This window comes from Aeromicrobium sp., from assembly GCF_036675695.1.
Lineage (GTDB): Bacteria > Actinomycetota > Actinomycetes > Propionibacteriales > Nocardioidaceae > Aeromicrobium.
On record NZ_JAKFEL010000253.1, the window covers coordinates 21607 to 27878 of the forward strand.

Annotated in this window: 5 protein-coding genes; 1 reads left to right on the forward strand and 4 read right to left on the reverse strand. The window is 64.0% G+C overall.

What is annotated here, in order from left to right:
- Positions 1 to 4: 4 nt before the first annotated feature.
- From V6M39_RS17030 to V6M39_RS17040, 3 genes are all read right to left on the reverse strand, one after another.
- Positions 5 to 763 (reverse strand): methyltransferase family protein, encoded by a 759-nt coding sequence (locus V6M39_RS17030; protein WP_332645010.1) that lies wholly within the window; start codon positions 761 to 763, stop codon positions 5 to 7.
- Positions 747 to 2756, reverse strand: a complete 2010-nt coding sequence (locus tag V6M39_RS17035) for a fatty acid desaturase (protein WP_332645011.1) — start codon at positions 2754 to 2756, stop codon at positions 747 to 749. The genes V6M39_RS17030 and V6M39_RS17035 overlap by 17 nt, the downstream gene beginning before the upstream one ends.
- A gap of 81 nt (positions 2757 to 2837) precedes the next feature.
- Positions 2838 to 4103, reverse strand: coding sequence for a PucR family transcriptional regulator (locus V6M39_RS17040; protein ID WP_332645012.1), 1266 nt, complete (start codon positions 4101 to 4103; stop codon positions 2838 to 2840).
- Between the two features lie 37 nt (positions 4104 to 4140).
- Between V6M39_RS17040 and V6M39_RS17045 the strand changes: the two genes are divergently transcribed.
- Positions 4141 to 5103, forward strand: coding sequence for a haloalkane dehalogenase (locus V6M39_RS17045; RefSeq protein WP_332645013.1), 963 nt, complete (start codon positions 4141 to 4143; stop codon positions 5101 to 5103).
- Between the two features lie 11 nt (positions 5104 to 5114).
- Here the strand turns inward: V6M39_RS17045 and ychF are convergent, their stop codons facing one another.
- Complete coding sequence (gene ychF, locus V6M39_RS17050) at positions 5115 to 6203, reverse strand: redox-regulated ATPase YchF (RefSeq protein ID WP_332645014.1); 1089 nt, start codon at positions 6201 to 6203, stop codon at positions 5115 to 5117.
- Positions 6204 to 6272: the final 69 nt, after the last annotated feature.

Consider the following 6272-nt stretch of genomic DNA (forward strand, 5'->3'; position numbering starts at 1 on the left):
TCGCTCACAGGACGAAGGGGATCACCCGTCGAGTACGCGTCTGGTAGGCCGCCCACTCTGGGTATCGGCTCATGCTCGCTTCCTTGGCCAGCATGTTTGCGGTGAAGAGACCGCCCCACACCCACGCCAACACGACGAACGGCAGCCAGTGCCAGACCAGGAGCGCGAAGCCGAGGTAGATCATCATCTCGCCGGTGTAGTTCGGGTGGCGTACGAACCGGAACATCCCGTCGGTGATGAGGCCGCGCTGAACTCGCAGCGTGTAGAACTTCTGCGCATCGGCCGCGATCATCACCACCGAGCCGAGCAGTACGAGCGTTATGCATAGGGCGAACCAAGGGTTGTCATCGATCGGATAGTCGCCTCCGCGACCTGAGATCAGCAACCAGCCAAACAGCCAGTACCAACCGAGGACGGCAAGGATTGCATTCACTGCACCCGGCAAGGTGAGTCGGTGCTGCCACCCGGGGTCCGGGAACGCCTTGTCCTTGAGATACCAGACCAGTCCGTACGAGCCGTGGAGAGCCAGATAGACCCAAGCCGCCGTGCTCGTGGCGGCCGGCGTGTGGCTGTCGTACAGCCACATGAGTGCGCCGAGATATACGAACATCAGGCACTTCTGGAAATTGATCACTGTCGCGAAGGTGATCACCCGCGGTCCGCCGGGCATGTCGACGATGAAGCGCTGCTGAATCCCGCGAACGAATCGGGCATAGCGCGGCACTGGTCGCGCCGGCGATTGCGGGTCAGGCGTCGTAGTCAACGTGAACCTCTTCGCTGGTGGGGTGGGATTGGCACGTGAGCACGTAGCCAGCTTCCACAGCTGCCGGCGGGAGGGCGAAGTTTTGCTCCATGGCGACCGACCCCAGCTTTACTTTCGCCTTGCACGTTCCGCAGGCTCCGCCAAGGCAGGCGTAGGGCGCTTCCAATCCGGCCTTCAGCGCGGATTCGAGAACGGTGTCGCCTGCGGCCAGCGAGACCTCGTGCTGGCGGCCGCGCAGGCTGACCTCGACTGTTGCCGGGGCGAAGTCGTCGGCGACCTTCGGCTTTTGGTAGCCGTGGAAGAGCTCCACGTGGATGCGGTCAGACTCGGCGCCGCCTTCGATGAGATGTCCCCGCAGATCGGTCACCATCTCGACCGGCCCACACAGGAACCAGTCGTCCACCGGGTCGGCGGCCAACTCTGAGCTGAGCCACTGTTTGAGCTTTGGTTGGTCGACGCGACCTCGAAGGTGCGCCGGGTGTCGTGGATCGCGGGATCGCACATGAATGATCGTGAGCCGGTCGGCGTAGCGCGACTCGAGATCATCCAGCTCTTCGCGGAACATCGTGCTGTCGGCGTCTCGGTTGCCGTAGACCAACGTGAAGCGACTGTCGGTTTCGACTTCGAGCGTCGTCTGCAGGATCGAGATGATCGGGGTGATACCGCTGCCGACGGCGATCGCCACATAGTTCTTCCTGGCGAGCGGGTCGAGCCGGGTGCCGAACGAGCCGGTCGGCGTCATCAGCTCGAGCAGGTCGCCAGCCTGGAGCTGCTCCATCACGAAGGTGGAGAACGCCCCATCGGGAATGTGCTTGACAGCGATCTCCAGCGCGTCCGAGGTCGAGGCGGAGCAGATGGAGTAGTTGCGCCGTACGCCTTCGCCGCCGAGGTCGGTGCGGACGGTGACGTGCTGACCAGGCTCGAAGGAGAACTGATCGAGAAGCTCGTCAGGCACGTCGAAGCGGACCAGCGCACTGTCGTGGGTCAACCGGTCGACGCCAGCGACTCTGATTGAGTGGAACACCGCGGCACCGGCGGAGGAGCGCTTGGGCATTCGTACCGGGAGGAGACGGGCCAGAGTGCCGTTCAGCCGCTTCCACTCGCGGTACTCGTCTGCGTCGAGTTGCTGGCCGAAGACAGTCCCGATCGCAGCATCGCGTTCGAGGTAGGCCTCCTCGTTGCGTCGCCAGGTCGCTACGTAGCGATAGAAGGGGATCGAGGGGTGAAGGTGGTGGACGAGGTGGTAGTTCTGCGAGAGGAGCAGCGGCGTGAGCACCCACTCTGAGCCGACGCGGTTGCGGGTGGCGCGGTAGCGGTTCTCCTGTTGGGTGTCCTCGAGGTCGTGGTGCGGCAACCAGTCGAACCACCAGGCCAGGACGAACATGGCGACTCGTTCGGGGATCAGGTAAAGCACGGCCAACGTCCACAGATGTCCGGTGAATGCGCTCGCGACGATTACAGCCAGACTCGTGACGAGCAGGAACGACGTCTCCAGCACCTCCGCGCGGGGACGGCGCCTGACATTGCGAATCAGAAAGCCCAGATACGGGACATCCATCAGCGGGAACCGAATCGGAAGCTGCCACCACGGCGCACCGCTCACGAAGTGATCGGGATCGTTCTCGTCATCGTTGGTGTTGCGATGGTGCTCGATGTGGATGAACGCGAACGACTTGAACGAGATCAGCGGTGAGACGAAGAGCATTGCCACCCGGCCGAATGCCACGTTGACCCAACGGTGGGTGCTGATCGAGTAGTGCGCGGCGTCGTGCAGCACGGTGAACAGTACGAAGATCGCGCCCGAGCTGAGCAGGATCGTCGCCGGAGCTGGAAGCCTGTCGGTCAACGCCGCCCACGTGGAGAGCGCGAACACCGCAATGGCGCCGCAGAAGATTCCGACGATGGGCCACGAGATCGCGGGGACACCCTCCCCTGGGTCAGGAAGTGCGTGACGCGAGGCTGGGGTCGCGGAGTGCTCTGCGGTTGCTGACATGCCTCGCACAATACGAGCAGCGACCTGCCTACTGCTATAGGTAGAGAGCCCACGACAATGTGCGGACAGCACATAGAATGGTCAGATTCGATGGGGTTCCGCGCTGAGCATCACTGGTCCGAGCACATCGACCAAGCGCAGCGCCGCATGCAGCTCCGCAACACGCTCGGTAGCAGGACGCCCTCGACGTTCCTCTGCCCGACGAATACGCTGCAGCACGGTGTTGCGGTGCACTCCCAACTCCTCCGCTGCGGCTGCCAGTCCGCCCTGTGCATCGAGCACTGCCAGCAGCGTCCGGCGTTCCTCGTCCTCGCGGGCTCCGACGGTCGCTAGAGAACCGAGTTCGGTCATGACGAAAGCCCGCGCAAGTGCCAGGTCACCGATCATCGTGTCCACGAGCGCGATCTCGGCATAGGACGTCACCGACGCGCCCCGACCGGAGAGCTCAGCGATCCGACGTCCGCGCTGAGCCTGGGCATGAGAGTTGCGGAAGCCGCTCGGGCCCTCCGCCGGCGTTCCGAGTGAAATCCGGACCGCGCTGGGTAGCTGGTCCGACAGCGCCTCGAGGTTCGTTGGCGTCACGTCGGGAGCATGAGCCGAGGCGACCCAGCCCCACAGCGCCTGAACACCGTCAGGCACAAGCAAGGGATGAAGTGAACCGAAATGAGCACCAACGGCTGCGCCAACCCGCCCGAGCTCGGCATCGTCGCGGTCGGTCCAACAGATGAAGGCGGTCTGCCATCCGGTGAGCCGGTGAGACAGAGCGCTCTCGGCTCGCCCGAGATCGATCTTGTCACCGACGATCAGTCCGCGGACTGCATCGGTCCTGGCTGCGCGAACTCGGTTCTGTATGCGATCGAGCTCGGCAACGTACTCGGCGGCGACCTCGCTGGAGATGCGATCGGCGTACGCGAACGAAAAGCGCTGCAGATTGGCCACGACGGCAAGGGCGAGAGTCGGGTCCGGGACCACTTTGGTGATTTCGGTCAGGATGCGTTCGCTGAAGAACGCGTGACCTATCCGATAGAAGCGCAGCATCACATCGACGCTGTAGCCGCGCGCTGCCATGGCGCGCGCATGCTCGAGGGCGGTCACTGGCGCCGTCGCGGCGGACACGTCAATACCGTGTCGAACCATCGACAACGCGGCCTCGAGATTCGACGAGCAGGACCCTAGCGTTAGACCCCGAATCTCGTCATCGGCGCCAGCCTCCGGAATGCGTTCGAGGATGTAGTCGAACATGTCATCGGCGTACGACGACACATCCCCCAGCAGCTCGGCGGCAGTGCGGCGCATCTCGATCACTACAGACTCGGGAAGGTCTGCCGACCCCGCACTCACACCCATGTCGGAAGAGTAATGCCGCAGAGCCACAATGGTGCTCGTGAGTACTCGAGCGCTCCGGACCCCTGACTCTTGTTTCGCTGATCTCCCGGGCTACTCGTTCACGCCGAACTACCGCGATGTCGAGGCGGACGGCATGGACCCGGTGCGCATGCACTACCTCGACGAAGGACCCGCAGACGGCCCCGTCGCGTTGCTGCTCCACGGCCAACCAACCTGGTCGTACCTGTACCGCAAAGTCGTACCGGTGCTCGCAGGCCGCGGGATCCGGGTGATCGCTCCGGACAACATCGGCTTCGGTCGATCCGACAAACCCGCACGCAACACCGACTACACCTTCGCGCGACACATCGAGTGGACCCGGAGCCTGGTGACCGGGCTCGACCTGCGCGACATCACCTTGGTCGCCCAGGACTGGGGTGGTCCGATCGGGTTCAGCGTCCTTGCTGCTGAAACTGACCGTTTCGCGCGAGTCGTTGCCGCCAACACGATCCTGCACACGGCCGATCCGGCACTGGCCGACAGGCTCGGCTTCGCGGTCAACGGAGTCGGAGAGTCGCGGGTGTTGCTCGAAGAGGCGCTGGTCGACTACCTGCTCTACACCCAGCGAGCCGAGGAGCTCCGTGCCAGCGACTTCATCGCCGCCACGGCTTCGACGCCGCCCGATTCGGATGTGCTCGCCGCGTACGACGCCCCGTTCCCAGACCCGTCGTTCACGGCAGGCCTGAGGCAGATGACGGCCTTGCTCCCGCTGACCCGCAACGATGTCGGCGCCCGGATCGGTCGCAGGACGATGCGTGCACTTGAGCAGTTCGAGCGCCCCTTCCTGACGGCGTACTCCGACGGCGACCCGGCCACACGCGGGTGGGAGACGATCTTCCAGGAGCGAGTCCCGGGTGCCGCTGGCCAGCCGCACGTGCAAATCGCCGGCGGTCATTTCCTGCAGGAAGACGCCGGTGCGAAGCTCGGCAAAATCGTCGCAGATTTCATCGCCAGAACCTAGCGATCTGACTGTCAGACGTTGAAACGGAATTCGACTACGTCGCCATCGGCCATGACGTAGTCCTTGCCCTCCATACGGACCTTGCCTGCGGACTTGGCGGACGCCATCGATCCAGCCTCGACCAAGTCGTCGAACGAGACGATCTCAGCCTTGATGAAGCCACGCTCGAAGTCAGTGTGGATCACGCCAGCAGCTTGCGGTGCAGTCGCACCCTTGGAGATCGTCCACGCGCGCGACTCTTTGGGGCCGGCGGTGAGGTAGGTCTGCAGGCCGAGGGTGTCGAAGCCAACGCGGGCGAGCGCATCGAGACCGGGCTCGTCGACCCCCATGTCGGCGAGCATCTCGGCGCGCATCGCTTCGGCCTCTTCATCGTCGCCGAGCTCGACGAGCTCAGCCTCGGACTTGGCGTCGAGGAAGATCGCCTCGGCAGGGTCGCAGATCGCGCGCATGCGCGACTTGAGATCCTCGTCCTGGAGCTCTTCGTGGTCGCAGTTGAAGACGTAGATGAAGCGCTTCGAGGTCATCAGGTGCAGGTCGCGCAGGAGCTCGAGGTCGAGACCCGCCTTCTGTACGCCGACGCCTGCCTCCAGCGATTCCTTGGCCTTCTTGGCTTCCTCGTACGCGGGCACGAGCGACTTGTCCTTGCGTGACTCCTTGTCGAGGCGCGGGAGCGCGTTCTCGAGGGTCTGTAGGTCGGCAAGAGCCAGCTCGATCGAGATCGTCTCGATGTCGTTCGCGGGGTTGACGTCGCCGTCGACGTGAGTGACGTCCTCGTCGCGGAACACCCGGGTGACCTGGCAGATCGCGTCAGACTCACGGATGTGGGAGAGGAACTTGTTGCCCATCCCCTCACCTTCGGACGCTCCGCGGACGATGCCGGCGATGTCGACGAACTGCACCGTCGCAGGGAGGAGACGCTCCGACCCAAAGATCGCGGCCAGCTTGGCGAGACGCGAGTCGGGAACGCCGACGACTCCGACGTTGGGCTCGATCGTCGCGAACGGGTAGTTGGCCGCCAGGACGTTGTTCTTGGTGAGGGCATTGAAAAGGGTCGACTTGCCCGCGTTGGGGAGTCCGACGATGCCGATGGAGAGAGCCACAAGGGGCTACTTTACGGGCTCGCCCGGAGCCTTCAGACAGAAGGCGCGGAGCTCCTGGTCATACCAGTC

What these genes read in the sequence shown, in the direction of transcription:
- V6M39_RS17035 (WP_332645011.1), bottom strand. Translation starts at nt 2,756, where the DNA reads ATGTCAGCAACCGCAGAGCACTCCGCGACCCCAGCCTCGCGTCACGCA.
- V6M39_RS17040 (WP_332645012.1), bottom strand. Translation starts at nt 4,103, where the DNA reads ATGGGTGTGAGTGCGGGGTCGGCAGACCTTCCCGAGTCTGTAGTGATC.